Origin of the sequence: Shewanella bicestrii, from assembly GCF_002216875.1 — a bacterium.
Lineage (GTDB): Bacteria > Pseudomonadota > Gammaproteobacteria > Enterobacterales > Shewanellaceae > Shewanella > Shewanella seohaensis.
This window is the reverse complement of record NZ_CP022358.1, coordinates 325,591-343,314: the sequence shown is the minus strand read 5'-3', so window position 1 is coordinate 343,314 and position 17,724 is coordinate 325,591. Positions and strand designations below refer to the sequence as shown.

18 protein-coding genes are annotated in these 17,724 nt (G+C 49.1%); 7 read left to right on the top strand and 11 right to left on the bottom strand.

Annotated features, from left to right (window positions below; translation table 11 throughout):
• Nucleotides 1-54: 54 nt before the first annotated feature.
• Entirely contained in the window at nucleotides 55-4,572 is a 4,518-nt protein-coding gene (locus CF168_RS01625) for an EAL domain-containing protein (protein WP_089066748.1), read from the top strand.
• Nucleotides 4,573-4,631: 59 nt separating this feature from the next.
• On the opposite strand, the gene CF168_RS01620 is transcribed toward CF168_RS01625, so the two are convergent.
• On the bottom strand, nucleotides 4,632-5,723 hold the full coding sequence (locus tag CF168_RS01620; RefSeq protein ID WP_089066747.1) for a branched-chain amino acid aminotransferase: 1,092 nt from the start codon (nucleotides 5,721-5,723) through the stop codon (nucleotides 4,632-4,634).
• A gap of 156 nt (nucleotides 5,724-5,879) precedes the next feature.
• Nucleotides 5,880-6,695 (bottom strand): DUF1223 domain-containing protein, encoded by an 816-nt coding sequence (locus CF168_RS01615; protein WP_089066746.1) that lies wholly within the window; start codon nucleotides 6,693-6,695, stop codon nucleotides 5,880-5,882.
• Nucleotides 6,696-6,765: 70 nt separating this feature from the next.
• On the opposite strand from CF168_RS01615, the gene CF168_RS01610 reads away from it, so the two are divergent.
• Together CF168_RS01610 and CF168_RS01605 are read left to right on the top strand one after the other, a co-directional pair.
• Nucleotides 6,766-7,032, top strand: a complete 267-nt coding sequence (locus CF168_RS01610) for a Rho-binding antiterminator (RefSeq protein ID WP_164717902.1) — start codon at nucleotides 6,766-6,768, stop codon at nucleotides 7,030-7,032.
• 17 nt (nucleotides 7,033-7,049) lie between these two features.
• A complete protein-coding gene (locus tag CF168_RS01605; RefSeq protein WP_089066744.1) occupies nucleotides 7,050-7,385 on the top strand; it encodes a hypothetical protein in 336 nt (111 codons plus the stop codon).
• A gap of 159 nt (nucleotides 7,386-7,544) precedes the next feature.
• Here the strand turns inward: CF168_RS01605 and CF168_RS01600 are convergent, their stop codons facing one another.
• Nucleotides 7,545-7,901, bottom strand: coding sequence for a RidA family protein (locus CF168_RS01600; RefSeq protein WP_037413739.1), 357 nt, complete (start codon nucleotides 7,899-7,901; stop codon nucleotides 7,545-7,547).
• Nucleotides 7,902-7,957: 56 nt separating this feature from the next.
• Nucleotides 7,958-9,463: a Na+/H+ antiporter NhaC family protein gene (locus CF168_RS01595; protein WP_089066743.1), complete on the bottom strand. Its 1,506-nt coding sequence runs from the start codon at nucleotides 9,461-9,463 to the stop codon at nucleotides 7,958-7,960.
• Nucleotides 9,464-9,642: 179 nt separating this feature from the next.
• Here CF168_RS01595 and CF168_RS01590 point away from each other — a divergent pair, with 179 nt between their 5' ends.
• Nucleotides 9,643-9,864 carry a cell division protein ZapB gene (locus tag CF168_RS01590; RefSeq protein WP_089066742.1) on the top strand — a complete coding sequence of 74 codons (222 nt, stop codon included), beginning with the start codon at nucleotides 9,643-9,645 and terminating at the stop codon, nucleotides 9,862-9,864.
• Here CF168_RS01590 and CF168_RS01585 read toward each other — a convergent pair.
• The 7 genes from CF168_RS01585 to CF168_RS01555 form a co-directional block, all read right to left on the bottom strand.
• The gene (locus tag CF168_RS01585) at nucleotides 9,861-10,073 is read right to left on the bottom strand and encodes a DUF1107 domain-containing protein (RefSeq protein WP_011624366.1); all 213 of its coding nucleotides are present in this window, start codon (nucleotides 10,071-10,073) and stop codon (nucleotides 9,861-9,863) included. The two genes, CF168_RS01590 and CF168_RS01585, sit on opposite strands and share 4 nt — an antisense overlap.
• 450 nt (nucleotides 10,074-10,523) lie before the next feature.
• Nucleotides 10,524-11,135, bottom strand: coding sequence for a thiol:disulfide interchange protein DsbA/DsbL (locus tag CF168_RS01580; RefSeq protein ID WP_011718574.1), 612 nt, complete (start codon nucleotides 11,133-11,135; stop codon nucleotides 10,524-10,526).
• A 127-nt stretch (nucleotides 11,136-11,262) separates the two neighbouring features.
• Nucleotides 11,263-12,300, bottom strand: coding sequence for a serine/threonine protein kinase (locus tag CF168_RS01575; RefSeq protein WP_089066741.1), 1,038 nt, complete (start codon nucleotides 12,298-12,300; stop codon nucleotides 11,263-11,265).
• Between the two features lie 10 nt (nucleotides 12,301-12,310).
• Complete coding sequence (locus tag CF168_RS01570) at nucleotides 12,311-12,604, bottom strand: DUF3630 family protein (RefSeq protein ID WP_083757946.1); 294 nt, start codon at nucleotides 12,602-12,604, stop codon at nucleotides 12,311-12,313.
• 11 nt (nucleotides 12,605-12,615) lie between these two features.
• Nucleotides 12,616-14,070 carry a protein adenylyltransferase SelO gene (locus CF168_RS01565; protein WP_089066740.1) on the bottom strand — a complete coding sequence of 485 codons (1,455 nt, stop codon included), beginning with the start codon at nucleotides 14,068-14,070 and terminating at the stop codon, nucleotides 12,616-12,618.
• An 11-nt stretch (nucleotides 14,071-14,081) separates the two neighbouring features.
• Nucleotides 14,082-14,393, bottom strand: a complete 312-nt coding sequence (locus tag CF168_RS01560; protein ID WP_041413181.1) for a hypothetical protein — start codon at nucleotides 14,391-14,393, stop codon at nucleotides 14,082-14,084.
• A gap of 214 nt (nucleotides 14,394-14,607) precedes the next feature.
• Nucleotides 14,608-15,525, bottom strand: coding sequence for a hypothetical protein (locus CF168_RS01555; protein ID WP_089066739.1), 918 nt, complete (start codon nucleotides 15,523-15,525; stop codon nucleotides 14,608-14,610).
• A gap of 251 nt (nucleotides 15,526-15,776) precedes the next feature.
• Here CF168_RS01555 and CF168_RS01550 point away from each other — a divergent pair, with 251 nt between their 5' ends.
• From CF168_RS01550 to CF168_RS01540, 3 genes are all read left to right on the top strand, one after another.
• The gene (locus tag CF168_RS01550; protein ID WP_011624373.1) at nucleotides 15,777-16,136 is read left to right on the top strand and encodes a DsrE/DsrF/TusD sulfur relay family protein; all 360 of its coding nucleotides are present in this window, start codon (nucleotides 15,777-15,779) and stop codon (nucleotides 16,134-16,136) included.
• Between the two features lie 104 nt (nucleotides 16,137-16,240).
• Nucleotides 16,241-16,642, top strand: a complete 402-nt coding sequence (locus tag CF168_RS01545; protein ID WP_011718580.1) for a nitrous oxide-stimulated promoter family protein — start codon at nucleotides 16,241-16,243, stop codon at nucleotides 16,640-16,642.
• Between the two features lie 55 nt (nucleotides 16,643-16,697).
• On the top strand, nucleotides 16,698-17,630 hold the full coding sequence (locus CF168_RS01540; RefSeq protein ID WP_089066738.1) for a hypothetical protein: 933 nt from the start codon (nucleotides 16,698-16,700) through the stop codon (nucleotides 17,628-17,630).
• Nucleotides 17,631-17,724 lie beyond the last annotated feature (94 nt).

The window sequence follows — 17,724 nt, the reverse complement described above, 5'->3', positions numbered from 1 at the left end:
CGCGGCATCCCCAAGGTAAATGCACTATACCGCCCAGTTTTGGGTTAATGGGTTTTGATAGGGGTAACTTTGAGCCATCCAATCCTTAAACTTTTCTTCGCCGCGCTCTGTCTTCTTGGCTTATCTGGAGCGCCGCTTACAGGCTTGGCATTACCCTTAAATGCGGCTAACACACAGCTGAAATTTGAACATATCCGCAGCGAAGAAGGCTTAAATCAAAATACCATTACCAGCCTGTTTATGGACAGCGCAGGCATGCTCTGGATTGGTACGCAGGATGGATTACACAGCTACAACGGTTACAACTTCAACCTCTTTATCCACTCGCCGAACGATCCTAAGAGCATTTCCGAAAGCTATGTTTCAGACATTATTCAAGATGCGCATGGCTATATTTGGGTAGGCACTTTTAGCCAAGGGATCAACCGCTTAGATTTAAAAACCGGCACCTTTGAACGCTTCGGTGTCGAGCAAGGCCTGACCGACCCTAGAGTCACTAAACTCAACATTGTGGGCAATACTTTGTGGATTGGTACACAGGGCGGATTATTTTCGCTCTCCACCCGCACCAACAGAATTACCCAAGTGTCATTAGGGACGAGCATCGAACCCCAAATCACCAGCTTAGCCAATGTGGATAACACCTATTTGCTAGCGGGCACTAAGGCCAGTGGTACCTTTGCCGTGACGGCCAATACCATCACCCGACTCAATGTACCGCAGGATGTGGTGGCCTATCAGATCAAGGCGAATTCTACCCGTGCCATTACCTTGGCCCTTGGCAATCAGCTCTGGCACTATGATCTGGTATCACAGCAGGGACAAGTACTCTGGCAAACAGAGCATAATGTCCCTTACATCAAAGACTTTATCCAAACACCCCAAGGGCAGTTTTGGGTCGTGGGGCCAGAGGCGGGTTTGATCCAGCTAGATCGCGAAGGTGAACATGTTGTCGCGGCCTACCATAAGTACGATACCAAGCGCCCCACGAGCATCAGCGAAAACAATATGCTTTGTCTGTTAGAGGACTCGTTTGGCAACCTATGGATTGGCGCGAGTTATTCGGGGCTGAATAAGATCAATACCCGTCGGCAGTATTTTCAGCATTTATCTGAATACTCAACAGAATTTCCCCTGCAAAGTAATAATATTCGCTCCATTTACCGTAGCCAAGATAACGCTCTATGGATAGGGACCGAAGGCGCAGGACTCAAGCGGCTCGCCTTCAATCACACTCAGTACGAGCATTACACTTCCTTTTTTGCCAACGCCTTAGGCCTTAAGGCGCAAAATTTAAACCTGACCGTGCGCTCCATTGTTCAAGACCAGCAAGGCACGCTCTGGTTTGCCAGTAACTATGGGCTGGGCCGCCTAAGTTCTAGCGGCGACTTTAGTCTGTTAAAGGTTTCCGATAATCAAGATACCTCCACAGAAGCTAACCATATCCGTAGTTTAGCGCTAGATGACCACAACAGACTGTGGGTTGCGACTACCCATTCCCTGTATCGAAAAGCCTCAGAGAATGATGAGTTTACGCCCATCTCTATTACCAATATTGATAACTTTCACCCCGAGCAAAATATTCTGCTCACCCTAAGAGTGGATAACACCACACTGTGGATTGGCTCACTCAATGGTTTAGTTAAACTGGATATGCAAACGGGGAAAGGGGAAGCGTTTTACCACGACCCCCATGACAAAAATAGCATTATCAACAATCGTATTAGAGACATTTTAGTCACCAGTAATGGCGACATCTGGTTTGCGACCCATGGCGGCATGAGCCGCTTATCGGCACAAGCCGACACTCCGATATTTAAGGATTATACCCGTGAGCAAGGTCTGCCCAGCGACACCATTTACGCCCTGCTGGAGGATGCCGATCATCATATTTGGTTTAGCAGTAATGCGGGCATCGGCAAGTTAAATCCCGTCAGTGGCAAAGTCATCAATTTTAACGAGCAAGAAGGCCTGCAGGCGCTCGAGTTTAACGGTGGCGTGAAACTCAAAGATCAAGATGGCGACCTCTGGTTTGGCGGCATTAACGGGATCAATCGCTTTAATCCTAAAGCATTGCCCGACAAACGGGGCGAAGCCCGAGTCGCACTCACCGCCTATAAGATTGCCGGTGAAAAACACACCATCCTCGATCTTAGCCACCCGCCGCAAATCGTGATGAACTACACCGATCAATTGGTCAGCTTTGAGGTCACATCGCTGGATTTTAGCTACACGGGCAAAAACCGTTTTAGCTACTACCTCGAAGGCTTCGATAACCAATGGCACGATTTACCCACGGGGAATGAAATCACTTTTACCAATATCGAACCAGGCCATTATGTACTGCATGTACGGCATTCCTTGGAGTACAACAACGAAGGTAACTATGCACTGTTGGTCGATTTAAGTGTAAACGCCCCCTTCTACCGCACTCAATTTGCCTATGTGCTTTATGGGTTACTGGCATTAGCCTTATTGGTCATTATCTATCGGTGGCGTAAGCAAAAACGCCAGCAGCAACAAGAGTTTGAGACCAGCATCCGCGCCTCCGAAGAGCGGCTAAAATTGGCACTCTGGGCTTCGGGCGATGGCATGTGGGATTGGAATATCCAAGAGCAGCAGGTCTATCGTACCCATACGGATATTCCGGTTTCCCAGTGGAGTAGCGACACACTGTTGCACGACAATGCCCACCCTGAGGATAGGGAGCGGTTTAAACAAGTCTTGACCGACCATCTACAGGGGCGCACACCATTTTTTGAAATGGAATATCGCATCGAGCATTCACCGGGTAACTGGCTGTGGATCCTTGAGCGTGGCAAAGTAGTCGAAACCAATGAGCAGGCCAGACCCCTGCGTATGACGGGCACCACCCGTAATATCACTTCGCGTAAGTTGATCGAAAACGAGCTAGTCCTCTCTTCTCAAGTGCTTAACAGCATGAACGAAGCCGTTGTAGTGGCAGGTTTGGACTATCGTATCCGCTCGGTAAACCCCGCCTTTAGCGCTATTACCGGCTATTCGGAGCGGCAAATCAGCGATAAATATTTAATTCACTTAGCCTACAGCCGACAACAGCGAGATCTGTTCAATAGCATTGAGCAGCAACTACTGCGCCATAAACATTGGGCGGGTGAAATTTGGATCCGCAACAAGGCACGCAAGGCGATTCTAGTATGGCTTGAGATCAACCAAGTTATCGATGTGAAAGGGGAAACCAGCCACTTTGTGGCGGTGTTTACCGATATTACAGAACGTAAAAAGGCCGAAGAGGATCTTCGCTTCCTCGCCAGCTTCGACACCTTGACAGGGCTGCCGAATCGCACCTTGTTCCAGGACAGGCTCAACCACGCCATATCTCAGGCCCATAGATCGAATAATATCGTCGCCCTGCTGTTTTTAGACCTTGACCGCTTTAAGCATATCAATGACTCTATGGGGCACCATATTGGCGATCTGCTGCTCAAAGCCGTGGCCCACAGGCTGCAAAGTGCTGTTCGCGAAGGGGATACGGTTGCCCGTTTAGGCGGCGATGAATTTACCATTATTTTGGAAGGTGTGGCGAAAACCAAGGCGGCGACGCTGATCTCAGAGAAAGTGCTCAAAGCCTTTCAGGCGCCCTTCTTACTCGATGATAAGTCCCTGACTATCTCAACCTCGATTGGTATCAGCCTGTATCCCAACGATGCGGAAGATGTGGATTCGCTGATTAAGTTTGCCGACACCGCCATGTACCACGCCAAGGCGCTCGGCCGGAATAACTTTCAGTTTTATACCAATAAACTCAATGAGATGGCAACGCGCCATGTGCAACTTGAGGCAGGGCTTAAACAGGCCATCTCACGCAATGAGTTAAGCTTGGTGTATCAACCCAAGTTTTGTTTACGCAATGGCTCACTCACAGGGCTTGAGGCGTTGCTGCGCTGGCATCATGCCGAACTAGGCCCAATCTCGCCCGCCGAGTTTATTCCGTTGGCGGAGGAAACCGGCATCATTAACCAGATTGGCCATTGGGTGATCAACCACGCTTGCCAGCAACTCGCTGAGTGGAATGAGCTAGGTCTTGGCGATATCAGCATGGCGGTGAACCTTTCGGCCAGGCAGTTGAAGGCCGATATTATCTCGACCATCGAAGTGGCTCTCGCGGTATCAGGTTTACCCGCCAAGGCACTCGAGCTGGAATTAACCGAGTCGATGATCATGGGTAATCCGCAGGAGTCGGTTAATATCCTCTCTAAACTCAAGGCACTAGGCTTAACCATCGCGGTGGATGATTTTGGTACTGGCTACTCGAGCTTGAGTTATCTTAAACGTTTCCCTATCGACACCTTAAAAATCGACCGTGAGTTTGTGCGCGACATTACCAACGACCCCGACGATGCGGCCATTACCAGCGCGATTATCGCCCTCGCCCACAGCCTAGAGTTAAATGTGGTGGCGGAAGGGGTTGAAACCCAAGAGCAGCTTAACTTCTTGGCGCTACAAGGCTGCGATCAAGTACAGGGCTTCCTGCTGAGTAAGCCACTCAGCGCCCAGGATTGCTTAGCGCTGTTGCAACAACAGATAAAATAAAATTAGATAAAAAAATAAGGCTCCCTAAAGGAGCCTTATTTCATTGGATCATTTCACGATTAAGGTGCGACACGCTCAACACGTTTCACCCAGCCATCCGGGCCTTGAATATGACCTTTCTGGATATCGGTATACAGCTTGTAGATGCGTTGAATATGCTCACCCACTTCACCGTTGCCCACTGTCACCACTCGGCCATCTTCAAAAATATAGGAACCGACAGCTGATACCACGGCAGCCGTACCAAAACCACCCGCTTCGATAATCTCACCAGATTCGATATCGGCGATAAACTTATCCAGCATAACAGTCTCTTGGCGCACTTCGCAGCCGAGTAACTCACCCAACTCCATAATGGATTGCGAGGTAATGGATTTTAAGATGGTATCGGTGAAGGTTGGGATGATCACTGCGCCATCTTTCAGAATGTGGAAGTGGTTCATGGCGCCCGCTTCTTCAATCTGTTGGTTGTTCGCATCTAAATACAGCACCTGTGATGCACCAAACTGCGCGGCAGCTTTACCGGCACGCAATGAGGCAGCATAGTTACCCGCCGCTTTAGAGGCGCCAGTACCACCCGATACGGCGCGATGGTAAGTCTTGCTGATCAGCAGACGAATACCTTTATTCACACCCGCCGCGTAGTAAGCACCACTTGGGCTTAACACCACGCAGAATGTGTAGCGCGTACTTGGACTCACAGACAGACGGTCTTCGGTCGCAAAAATAAAGGGGCGAATGTATAAACAGGCACCTTCTTGCATCGGGAACCAGAGACGGTCTACGTCGATCAAGGCGTTGATCGCATCGATTTGCATCTGCTCATCGATATTAGGAATACAGACAATATCCGCCGAACGATTCATACGCTCGGCGTTTTTGTTGATACGGAAAGTGTAAATTTCGCCATCTTCATGCATAAAGGCCTTGGCGCCTTCGAAGATGGACTGACCATAATGCAGGGCCATCGCACCCGGCGCCATTTCAAACGGACCGTAGGGCACAATACGTGGATCGCGCCATTCACCATCGCGATAATCCATTAAAAACATATGATCGGTTCTGAGGCTACCGAAGCCCACATTTCCTTCGGGCTTGAATTGCTCAGTACGGCGTTCGGACGCAGGTTTTAAATCGTATTTTATTTCCATCGCATACCACCTTGATTACTGAACAAGCAGACTAGGTAGCGGCAGGAATAAAGTCAATAGGTGAGATTCATCTAAAAGTCTTAGCCGATAAAATAAGCGGTTAAAAAGATGTCTTAACAACTTGCCGTTAGGGCAAATCGCTTCATTTGACTCCCCTTATTGACTTTGGATTTCGTCATGCGGCGCCTCAAGCCAGCCGCCCACGGCTTGTATAGGTTCTTCATTTAGCGTTAACCAGGCCACCCAAGCCAAACGGGGCGCACTAAACGCTGATGCGGGAATGGCATCGAGGGATTGGGTAAACTGCAGCGTAGGGTCTTTGGCATGCTCAAGCACACTCCTCGCGGGCAAAGATTGCAAACTCAGCACCACAAAATCATGGGGTAATAGCCTATGGCGATTCTCGCCGCGTTTTATCTCAGTCGTAAAACCCGAGCCGACCAACGCCAAATGCAAACGTGTTCGATGCAAGTCTTTATCCTGTGCCCAAGTGGGCTGCGGCTCAAAACTCGCCTCAAGCTGCTGGTTGGCGATACTCAACTTAAGCATCCCCACCTCAGGTTGAGGCAGAGCAAAGATCCCATCTAACTCACCCGAGAACCAACCACGCCACTCCTTAGCATTAATCACAAACTGCGGTGTATACACTTGCCGCGTATGCTTTTGGTTTAAATGTTGATATTGGCGCTCACTGAAAGCCCTTTGGCCAAAAATATCCTTCCATCCTAGGTAATCCCAATAAGTCACATGAAAGGCTAACGGAAAATATTTATGCCATAGGTCGGTCTTATTAAACTGCTCAGATAACCAAGCCTCGGCGGGTGGACAACTACTGCAGCCCTGTGACGTATAAAGTTCGATAATATAAGGGCGGGTCACGGCACTCTGCGCTTGAAAAGGCGTCAACGACTGAGCCAATACGGGTTGCCAAAACTGCAACCACAAAAGACCAACGAGTAAGATGCACTTCATATTCAATTCTCCTATCGCTGAGTATGAGACCTTGAATTACATCTAAATCATTCAACTGAGAACAAAGATGATGTCTGACTACAAAATGATCCCCTGTGCCCACTACGATTACCTTGAGCTGGCCTGTATGCACGGCTATCGCCTCGACATTGAGTTGCAGGACGGCAGTCTGTGCCAAGCACGGGCAATTACGACCCAGACCCACGCCGATAAGACTGAATGGCTGGTAGTCGAACATCAAGCTGGTCAGCAAACACTGCGGCTAGATAGCATTATCGCCATCACTCCCACAGATCCCCATGCCAGTTTTGGCCGTGTTATGATTGCAAGCCGGTAGTAAAGGAGCATAAATAAATGACAAGGATGATACTGTTGCTGGAATTAGGCGATTGGGCAGGAGGTCACCACGGTCAGTCCCCCTACTTGGTGGAGTTTGATAGCGAGCGACTCGATTCTCCCTTTGACGTTAGCGAAGGTTGGGGACATGGATTAGGCGGTAGCAGTTATTCGTTGGCACGGTTTGTTGAAACTGAACATTATGCCCAACTCAAGCACCACGCACCTTGGGCCACGACCATCATAAAGCAAGGTTTACCAACGCTGGATATAGGGGCCATCGCTCAAGGCTTACTGGCGCAGTATTCCTCGCACCGCCCCAATATTCCGGCGAACTTAGCCCGCTATTTCTAACTGAAGATCTTGCTCTAGCTAATGATCGCGTTCTAATTGAAGATCGCGTGGCGTAGCCTTGTCACGGTAGATATGCCGCAGCATTTAAGGCAGCAATGGTTGAGGGCGAGTAAAGCCAAGTTCGACTTAGCTTTACTGCTTACTGAGATTAGAAGCGAGTTACGCCTTAGCGACTGCGGCAATCACAGAAACTTCAACCAGATATTCTGGCTCGGCAATGGCCGCCTGCACACAAGCACGGGCAGGCGCATGACCCTGTGGCACCCAAGCATCCCAAACCGCATTCATGGCATCGTAGTCATTCATATCCTTTAGATAGATAGTGGCTGACAACAAGTGTTCCCGAGAACTGCCCGCCTGCGCTAACAGAGTGTCGACTTCCTCTAGCATAGTCGTCGTTTGTTCGGTGATGTTTTGATACTTATCCTTCGCCACTTGGCCACATAAGTACACAGTGCCTTGGTGGATCACTATGCTGCTCATACGTGTACCAACATCTAAACGGGTAATGCTCATAGGGATAATCTCTTAAATCAAATGGTTAATTCTGCGGGCATTCTACCCCGAAAGGCTCAGTTTGTCTGCGAACGAGCGCTCAGCCAAGGTGGATAAAAGCGTGTCATTAAGACCAATAACCCTAGCGCAGTGCCTATGACCCCAAACCACACAAATAGGGTCGCAACCGATAAGTTAACTAACTGAAATCCCACTAATGCCGCACCAGCTCCGATTAACGCAAAGGGCAGTTGAGTCACCACATGGTCATGGGGTAAACAGCCTGAACTCGTCGCACTCAGCACGCTAGTATCGGAAATTGGCGAGCAATGATCGCCAAACACCGAGCCCGCCATCACCGCACTCAATACAGGTAACAGCAAGCTGACATCCATGTTATGGGCAATTTCCCCACCGATGGGGATCATAATCGCAAAGGTACCCCAGCTTGAGCCTGTGGCAAAGGCCATGATAGCGCAGAGTAGAAACATCCCCGCCACCAGCAGGCTCGGGGATAAGTACAATTTAGCCCAAGCCGCTAACAAGCTCGCCACGCCCAGATCTTGGATCACTGCGCCTATCATCCAAGTACAGAGTAAAATCGCGATGGCAAAGGCGATCATCCGCACGCCATGCACTAAGTCCGCCAGCAGTTTCCCTATGCTTCGGCCCGACAACATCAACAACACTAGCGTGACTAAGGTCGATAACAGACAGGCATCGCGCATCGCTGCGCCAATATCGGCTTTAGCTAACCAGGCCGAAACATCCCATGACGGCACCTGCTGCGCACCAGACCAGAGAGTTAAACCGACAGAAGCGCACAATAAGGTCAGCATGGGGATCGCAAGCAGCCAAGGATTGCCTTGGGAGGGAGTTAAACTTGGCTCAACGGGATCTGCCGCCAATACTTCATTCTCGATGGGGCGAAACCCCATCCCAAACCAAGCCACAATCAGCGACAAGCCTAAGGTGGTTATCGCATAAAAATTGAATAAGGCGACGTCGATAAAGGCCTCAAGGGCAGAAACGGGTAGAAAGCTGAGTCCCGCCAAGAGCGCCATCACATAGGGACCCCAGCTAGAAAAAGGTAAGAGTGAACAGAGCGGCGATGCATTAGAGTCAACTAAATAGGCCAACTGCGTCTGCCGGATGCCATAACGCTGGCTCAGAGGTTGGCACACATGCCCCACGGCGAGGCAACTAAAAATACCATCGATAAAGACTAGCCAGCCCAACAGCACCACACCAATACGCGCCTGTCGTCCCGTACGAATACGTCGATATAGCCAATCACCAAATTGCTCTACCGCACCGCTTCTGGCGAGGAGCTGCGTCATGCTGCCCAGCAGCAACATGGCCATCAACACGTTTAAATGCCACCACTGCCAAGCGCCTTGGCTGTAAAACTGCTTAGCGCCTATCTCCAAGAGATAGCCCAAACTTTGCACTATATCGAAGTGGGCAATGATTAAGGCGCCCGAGAGGATACCGACACCCAGTGCCACTAAGGTACGCCGCAGCCAAAGGGCTAGCACTAGGGTTAATAACAGGGGAAGTATCGCAAGCAGATTCGGCGACATGGGCCTTTCCGATAATAAATAAACCCAAGAATACTAACGAGTTAGTAACAAATGCAAAAAAACTTAAATTCGTACGCGGTTATCGGGCATTTTTTAACCAAACGACAAAGACTGCTATTCCTTATGCTATTGGCACTGCTAGAATCACAGTCCCATCCAGAAACTATAGGACTCTCCAGATGAGCCTTGAATTACTGTCCAAACTGGAAACCAAGATCCAGGCTACACTCGAAACTATCGAGCTTCTAAAAATGGAGCTAGAGGAAGAGAAGCAAAAGACGTCGACCTTGAGTGAGCAAAATCAACAATTATCTGAGCAAAACCAACAACTGCAACAAGAACTCGCTTCTTGGAACGACAAAGTCACCGGACTTGTTGGCCTGCTCAACAGTGAAATCTAAGCTGTTTTAGTTTGATGATTCTGCGATTCAATCAGTTCGTTCAGCTCTAAGATAGCCTGCTTCACTTTTGGCAGGCTTTTTCTTGGCAATAAAAAACGCCCCTTTTCAAATTCTAATCGACCTAAGTCTTTAACCCATATCACGCCAGTGAGAAAAATACGCGCATGCTTTGCAATCAGCTTCGGTGCGTATACAGGGAAAACTCTCATACAACCCCCTACATGCTTTCTTGTTGTTATTGACTACTGCTATTTGACAGAAAGATTACCAATTGAGTTTCATCCTTTAAGTAATATTTTCAAGATTTACATTTCAAAACCGTTAGTCATTTGATTTTCCTAGATAATGAAAAGCTCCACGACAAGTTAACTCAATAGTCAAAATTTTGACTATTGACATTATTTTGACGCACGCTTAGAATCATCTGCGTTACTCAGGGTAAAAATGAGTCATATGACTCAAGTCCGTACTCTCCATCATCGGAAGTACGGTTTTTTTTTGCCAAATTTCGGCCAAGCACAACACGACCCAATTGCGCTCTGCAGACTAGGCAATCACACCCAATAAAAAAGGAGCGCTAGGCTCCTTTAATTTTATGCTCGCAGTATCAATCAGTTAGATTACAAAATGATGATAAAACAACGGCAATCTGGTGATCATTACTGTTTCTTGGCTAAATAGTAAGCGATATCTAACAGTTCATCGTAAGACTTGATCGCACCCGTTTCGACGCGGTACTTGCCATTCACCACTAATGCAGGCACACCTGAAATCTTCGCATTTTCAGTATCACGCTTCATCTTCGCCATTTGCGCTTTCACCATAAAGGAGTCAGCGGCCGAATCGAAGGCCTTACCGTCAACACCGTTAGCCACGAACAGGGCACGCACGTCATCACGGTTAGTGAAGTGTTGTTTCTTCTCATGGATGGCAGAAAAGAGAGCCGCATCCATTTTATCGTCCACATTCAGTTGGTGCGCTACCGCAAAGGCGCGTGACATTTCTACGCCCATTTCCTTACCGATAAAGTCTACGTGGGCTTGATTGAATGCCACACCTTCTGGCTTCTCAGCCAAAATTTTAGGCACCACAGTTTTAGAGAAGTTGTAGCAATGTGGGCAATAGAAAGAGAAAAACTCGGTGATTTCTGGCTTAGCTGTCGCTGGGCCGTCGTTAATCACTGTGTAGTGTACGCCTTCTTTGTATTCAACTGCCGATACAGTTAATGGAGCCAATAACAGCGCTGCCACCATAAGTAATGCTTTTTTCATGAATTTTCCTTAAATCAATTTTCAAAACTAGCTGGAGCCTAACATATTTCATTTTTTGAGTGTAACTCAAGCCGAGAGTTCAATCGGTTTGGGCTAAGAGGTGCGTAATTCCACCCTGTTCACACATTTAGTAGGGGATCAGGCTCAGCGGCGGTTCATCGAGTGCCGCGAGTTGCTCCTTAAAGGCTAAGATCTGCTGCTCCCAATACCTTTCATCCCCAAACCAGGGGAAATGCATAGGAAAAGCAGGATCTTGCCAACGCCTGCCAATCCAAGCGTTATAGTGCACCATCCGTAATGCGCGTAAGGGTTCAATCAGCGCCAACTGCCGAGTATCGAACTCACAAAACTCTTCATAAGCCTCGAGTAATACCTCGAGTTGCAGTTGCTGCTGCGCTCTATCGCCCGTCAGCATCATCCATAAATCTTGAATAGCAGGTCCCATACGGGCATCGTCTAAATCCACAAATCCCGGCCCATCGGGCGTCCAAAGAATATTCCCCGGGTGTAAATCCCCATGCAGACGAATGGGCGTAAAAGCTTGCTGCGCCCAACGCTGATTCACCTTCGCCAGCACTTGCTCCACCACGGTAAAAAACGCGGGACGTAGTGTGTTTGGTACAAGATCTGACTGCTTTAACCAAGCTAAAGGTTCATCGCCTAAAATCTGCGGATTCAGCGGCTCACGGGCTTTAAATGTCGACTGGGCACCGTACTGGTGTATACGACCGATAAAACGCCCAACAAATTCCAACTGCTCTAAGTTATCCACTTCGAAGGGGCGACCGCCGATGGAGGGAAACAGTGCAAACCGAAAGCCGTGGAAATGATGCAAGGTCTGCCCTTGCACGGCAGTGGGCACCGCCATCGGGATTTCCTGCTCGGCAAGCGCGATGGCATAGTCGTGTTCTTCTTGGATCTGCGCATCGGTCCAACGATCGGGACGATAAAACTTCACCACATAGCGTTGCCCTTCATCGCTGCGAAATTGATACACGCGGTTTTCGTAACTATTCAGCGCGAGTAGGCCTGTCTCTGGGTATATCCCAAGGCTCTCGATCGCATCTAAAATCAAATCCGGTGTTAAGGCTTGAAAGTCGAAGGCTGCGCCCGAATGCGTATCATCGACGGCCCCCTGAGATGAAACTAACTTATCTTGGCTCATTGCGACTCTCTCATACATAGGACTTTAACAGTGTGGCAAGGTATTCCAATACCTCAAAATCGGCCTCACGTTCCACACTCAGCCAACAGATATTGCCGTAAAACTCATAATTGAGCCAAAGCGAAGTGCCCTCAAACTCCAATAGCCATTGATGGCGATCCGCGCCCCATTGGCGCTCGCGCACTTGGCAATCTAAGGCGTGGGCTAATGGCTCGGCAAAGGCCTCGAAATGGTCAAAATCGATATCGCCGCTCACACTTAAGCTTAACGCGGCTCTATCTAACTGAATGGCTTCTAATTTCATCTTTACTTCCATCAACTGCTGCACGACATAATCAGCCCTTGTCCCCAATCGGGTGGACGCTTGGCCAGATCTTCATGCTCAACTTGTTCGGCAAACGGCTGGCGCAATACTTGGTGCAGACGCTCTAGCGGCGCCAGATTGCCCTCCTCCACGGCAATAATGGCCTCCTGAGCCAAATAATTGCGTAGGATGTATTTGGGATTAACGCTATTACGCGCCTGCTGCCAAGCCTCAACATCGGTAACTTTACCCAACCGCGCCTGATATGCCTGATACCAAGCATCAAATTCATTAAGGTCGATAAAATCATCCCGTAGCGAAGAGTTCTCACTACTCGGGTCAAGCTGACCGAAGCGGCGCCACGTATTGCTGTAATCCAGCTGATTTTTCTCCATCAGCACGGTAAAGCGGCCAATCAGTTCTAAGTCCTGCTGATCCTGTTCAGCTGTCGAATCCGCTCGCTCAGCCAGTCCTAACTTAGCGCGCATCAGCATCAAATAATGCTGCACTAGCGCATGCTGATATTGATTCAAGGCAGCAATTAAATCATCGGACGGGATCACTGGTGTCAACGCCTGCGCTAAACGTTGCAGGTTCCACAGGCCAATACCGGGCTGCTGACCAAAGGCGTAACGCCCTTCTGGATCGGAATGATTGCAAATAAAGTCTTCTTGGAAGGTATCGAGGAAGGCAAACGGGCCAAAATCGAAACTGTCCCCCAGAATCGACATATTGTCGGTATTCATTACCCCGTGGGCAAAGCCGATAGCCTGCCAATGGGCGATGAGCTTCGCGGTATCTTGTACTACCTGCAAAAACCACGCTTTATAACCCGCCAGATCGCAGCTCAAATGCGGATAATGCTGCTTCAAGGTAAAGTTGAGTAACTGCGTGAGCTTATCGGCTTGGCCACGCTCGCTATGGCAGAAAAATTCGAAATGACCGAAACGGATATGGCTACGTGCCAAACGTACGGTAATGGCTGCGGTTTCTTGGCTCTCACGCCAGACGGGCATATTTGAGCCGATCACCGCCAAGGCTCGGGTCGTCGGCACACCTAAATGATGCAGCGCTTCGGAGACAAGAAACTCCCGCACCGCTGAGCGCATTACGGCTCTACCATCGCCATGGCGAGAATAGGGTGTCGGCCCGCCGCCTTTGAGTGCCACATCCCATGCACCTTGGGGGCCTAATGCCTCACCCAAAATAATCGAGCGACCATCGCCTAATCTGGGCGTATAGCCACCAAACTGATGGCCACTGTACACCTGCGCATAATAACTTGCGCCCTCAACGGCCGCGTTACCCGATAACCCCAACAATAAGGCATCTGTCGGCTGCTGTAAGTCGATTAACTTGGCGGCATCTTCACTCCACGCCAGCCAATGAGGATTGCTTATCCCCTGTGGATAAACTTGAGCGTAAAACTCAGGTAACTGGGTAAAAAAATCCTGTTTAAACTTCATCAATGCCTTCCCTATTGAACGAGCTGCTTACACACGAGCACGGACTTGTCGTTAAGCTCACACTGTTGACCGCATTGATATACGCCGGCGCCGCTAGCCTCGAAGCCACTCACACCCGATCCGGTTAAGCGTTGTAATCCTTGGGCTTTGCGCTGGCACTGCTCGAGAGTGTCGTAATAACCATTGATATCATCGGTTTGTAATGGCGTCGTTGGCAGTGAGGTCGCCGCAGGATAATAAAATAGCGTCCATTCGGGGGTTTTAGTGCAGCCACTCAACCCAAGGCTGAGGCTGACAAATAAGATGGCCAAGGATAATTTCATTTTGCCGATTCGGTTAAAACAGCTCGCAACATACTTCATAAAAATAGCCCATAAAAAAAGCGAACCTTAGTTCGCCTTTTGCGCGGTAAGTATCAGGATTCTACACGGCTTTACCCGGTTAAATAACCGCTTTTCGGCTAAGGGTATCTCAAGTGCATAGTTAATAGCGTTTGAGCACCAAAGCCTGAGTTCTATTCTCGCGGTCAGAGCAACCTTAGGCCGTCGTCGCTTTCGCCTGCGCCTTCTCGATACGGCTAATTCGTCCTTCAAATCCCGTCACTGTGCCATCGGTTAAACCGAGTTTGATCGCCTCTTGGCAGAGTGCAATCGCTTTATCAAAGTCTTGGGTATCGTTTAACAGGGTCGCGAGCTGCATAAAACCTGGGGTTTTAAGCTCAAGCTCCTTAGGCTTTTCGGCATTCGCACTGTGGAATAACGCAAGATACAGCCCATGTAGCGCTGCGCCATAGGCTAAATATTCGGTCGATTTACGCTGCTTGTAGCACTCTGCAATGACGTTTTGTAAGGCGTTATAGCGAGCCAAGGCAGTCTCTGCACTTTGGTATTCTTCTACCGCGCGCTCTAGAGTCACATTCGCCCATGAACCAAGTGCTGCAAGCGACTCGTCTTTCGCCAAAGGAGGGCTTGCCACCTCTGGTGAACTCTCGACGCTTTCTTTAGCCTTAACGGGCGCATCGACGACTACCGACTCTTCTTTAGCCTCACTCGCCTTAATGACCAAAACGTCATCCTTAGGGATTGCAGAGTCTTTATCGGCATCCGCAGAATGGGTATCGGCAAGGATAATCACATTCTCGTCATGGGTTGTAGCGGGGATCTCAACGTCAATGATATCTTCGCTCAGCTCAACGCGGCTCGCTGGCTCAACGTCCCTTGGCATTAATTCAACCTCGGGCGCTTTGGCCGCAGCAGCGGAGGCTGACTCGTTCGTCGCAGAAGGAGCAAGGTCAGGCGTAGGTTCAGCCTCATCGGGCGAAGCGCTTGTATCCCTTGTCTTTTCGGTTGATTTCTTCGCCATCATTGCCTCTTGCTCTTCCTTCGCCAAGCGCTGGGCACGACGAAATAAAAACACTCCGATAGCGATCAGTATAAAAACGACAACGACCTTCATTCTTCTTCACCTTTAATGGCTGCTTCCCATCAGAAGCAATTGCAGTTGGCTTGCCAGGACGACTCAAGGGCCTGAAGCTGGCAAGGGATTCTGTCCAAAAGTTGAGCAGAGATTAACCGCTATTAAAGTCCATAGTGTCTGTGTAAATCAAGTATTTATGCCGTTTTATCCGATCTTGCACGCAAATCGATAGGCGCAATTCGGCTAGACTGTTAGGGTTTATGACCATTTGCAAAATTAAGGAAAGCCTAATGCAAAACATTCTGATCGTTGCTCACGCCAGCCCCTATGGCACAGAAAAACTCTTCAATAGCCTACGTATCGCTTTGGCGCTGAAGGATCAAACAGAGCAACAAGTTGATTTAAAAATCTTTTTAATGTCAGATGCGGTGTTTGGCGCCCTTAAGCATCAAACGACTCCAGACCTCAGTTACAACCTACAACAGATGTTTGAAATCCTAAGCGCTCAGCAAGTCCCTATTTTACTCTGTAAAACCTGCGCCCAAGCGCGGGGCGTTAACCCCGAAATGCTGCTCGAAGGCGCACAAATAGGCACTCTGCAGGATCTCACCCGCTGGACGCTGGCCGCCGATAAGGTGATGCATATTTAAAGTCTCATTTTGTGCGCATCTTCATAAATTGACACTTCAGTTTTGAACAAGCCCGCGCCGCTGCTTATGATGGGATTATCCGAGTAACAGACTAAGGTATTCCCATGGACTCAGCGGCACTACTTACAGGTAAACTGCGCTACGAGCATGAAACCATTAGCGCGATGGCGAAAATCTATTGCAAAGCTAAGCACCAAGGCCAAACGGCATCCGGCCTGTGTGAAGAATGTTTAGCGCTGCTAGAATATGCCGCCGTTCGCCTCGATCGCTGCCCCTACGGACAAGATAAACCCACCTGCAATAAATGCCCTGTGCACTGCTATAAACCAGCACAAAAGGCGCAGGTCAAAGAGATTATGATTTTCGCCGGCCCACGAATGCTGTTACCGCATCCCATTCGCGCAATCAAACACTTACTGGCAGAGCGTCAACCGGTTCCCGCATCTGTGCCAGAGGCGGCGTCTAATCGCCATCAACGCATCGCAATTTCACAGAAAAACCTTTAGTAACACTTTTGCGCCTCGAATTTCCCTGTTATAACAGGGCGTCGAGGTGTCAAAAATGAACGAGTTTAATACGTTTTTTGCTCAAGCCTATTGGTGGTTATCCCTATTTGGTGGCTTACATTGCCTCGCGTTAGCTATTTATATTCGCTACTTCTACCACTCAAACAATAATCAAAGACTGCTCGCGGGTTTCTTAAGCCTTGTTGGCCTGTATTTCCTGACGGGCATGCTCAACCGCGATAACACCCCCATCCCAATCCATGTGTTATTTAACCTGATCACCCCGATTTATTTTTTACTCATGCCGCTGCTCTACCTCTACTGCAAACGCAGCCTAGAGCAAAGCACTGAGCCAGTGGGATTCTCACGGCATTATTGGCCAGCATTGATCACACTGTTTCTCGCCATACTGGATATGGTTGTACGGCTAAACTTGCACAAAAATGCCCTTTGGTTTCAGGCAGAATTTTTTAAACATCGCCAAGATATCGACCTCAGTCACTGGAGTCTGGCCTTGCCTCTGTTGCTGTTTATCCAAACGGCGATCTATTTTTTTGCACTCTGGCGATTGTTCCAACGACATAAGCTGCGCCAACAACAGCGTAACGAGGCGCCGCAGCAAACCTTAAAGCTGATCCGTTTTCGCTGGTTGTTCGGCCTGACCTTGGCCATGCTATTTAACTGGCTGTTAAGGGTATTTGTGGTGGTGCTTCCCTTTTATCTTGGGGATTCACTCTCGACCCTATCCCATGCACTGCCACGCTTAAGCCTGCTGCTAAGCTTTTACCTACTGGCGGCATACGGCCTAAAGCAAATCACCCGCACCGCCTATCTCAAGGGACATATGTCTGCCCCTCAGCCAAAGGCGGAGCCTCAGGCGGGAGAGATACTCACCCCTGAAGAATTTGAATTTATTCAACAACTGCAGCAGGAATCGAACCAAGGCTCAGAAAAAATCACCAATACGCCCTCTCGCTCGAAGAACTAATTCACCCTAAAGCACTCAAAACTGGCACACTGTCACCCTGTAAAAACTGAACCCCAGCTGACATGAACTCAGCTTTAGGCTGTCATTTGTTAAA